Here is a 1,149-nt window from a genome sequence, read left to right on the forward strand (position 1 = left end):
TGGGTAATCAGGTACCAGAATGGAAAATAACGACCTGTCCATCGTCGAAAAAAGATTGGTTGCCAGATTCCTGGATATGTTCATCAAGTTTGGCCTTATCCTGGCACTGGGTTCTTTCTGCTTTACCGTGTTCTCTCCCTTCATGAACATGATGCTGTGGGCCCTGATCCTGGCCGTGACCCTCTATCCCCTCCACCAGCGCTTCGCCGCACGCCTGGGCGGTAAACAGGGCCGGGCCTCCACCCTGCTGGTATTGTTGGGGGTGCTGCTCATCGTGGCGCCCACCGTCGTCATGGTCAGCTCCCTGGGGGACAGCGTCAGCGCCCTGGTTGACAAGGTGGAAAACAACACCCTGGTCATCCCGGCCCCCTCCCCTGACACAGCCAACATCCCGTTGGTGGGCGCCAAGCTCCATGCCGTCTGGCTGAAAGCCTCGGTGGACTTGCCCAGCCTCATCATCAGCTACAAGCCACAGCTTGGGGATCTGGCCAAGAAGGTTGTCGGCATCCTCGCCAGCATGGGGGGAGGCTTGCTCGGCTTTGTCGCCTCCTTCATCGTGGCCGGCATCATGATGGCCTGGGGGGCTCCGGGCGCCTTGAGCGCCGATCGCATCGCCATGCGCATCACGGATGAACGCAAGGGGCTGGCGCTGACCAAGCTGTGCACCAGCACCATTCGAGCCGTGGCCCAGGGAGTTATCGGGGTCGCCTTCATCCAGGCGCTGCTGGCGGGGATCGTCATGATGCTGGCGGGGATCCCGGCGGTCGGCATCTTCTTCGTCCTGGCGCTGATCCTCGGCATCGCCCAGGTGCCCGTCATTCTGGTGACCGGCCCGGCCATCGCCTACATGTGGAGCGCTGGCGATCACGGCACCCTGGTGAACATCATCTACAGCGTCCTGCTGATCGTCGCAGGCATGGCCGACAACGTCCTCAAGCCGCTGCTGCTGGGGCGCGGGGTCGATGCCCCCATGCCGGTGGTGCTGCTGGGCGCCCTCGGCGGCATGGCAACCAATGGCATCCTCGGCATGTTCATCGGTGCCACCCTGCTCTCCATCGGCTATCGCATCTTCATGGCCTGGGTCAACGAAGGGCTGGCTGCTGCGGAAAAATAGTCCCATGACCGTCCAACGCCACGCCATGCGCCCCC

1 protein-coding gene is annotated in these 1,149 nt (G+C 62.6%); it reads left to right on the plus strand.

The features are described 5' to 3' along the window. Positions 1-19 precede the first annotated feature (19 nt). Entirely contained in the window at positions 20-1,114 is a 1,095-nt protein-coding gene (locus BN1127_RS08645) for an AI-2E family transporter (RefSeq protein ID WP_042649162.1), read from the plus strand. Positions 1,115-1,149 lie beyond the last annotated feature (35 nt).

It is taken from the genome of Aeromonas media (assembly GCF_000819985.1).
GTDB lineage: Bacteria > Pseudomonadota > Gammaproteobacteria > Enterobacterales > Aeromonadaceae > Aeromonas > Aeromonas media.

What these genes read in the sequence shown, in the direction of transcription:
- BN1127_RS08645 (WP_042649162.1), top strand. Translation starts at nt 20, where the DNA reads ATGGAAAATAACGACCTGTCCATCGTCGAAAAAAGATTGGTTGCCAGA.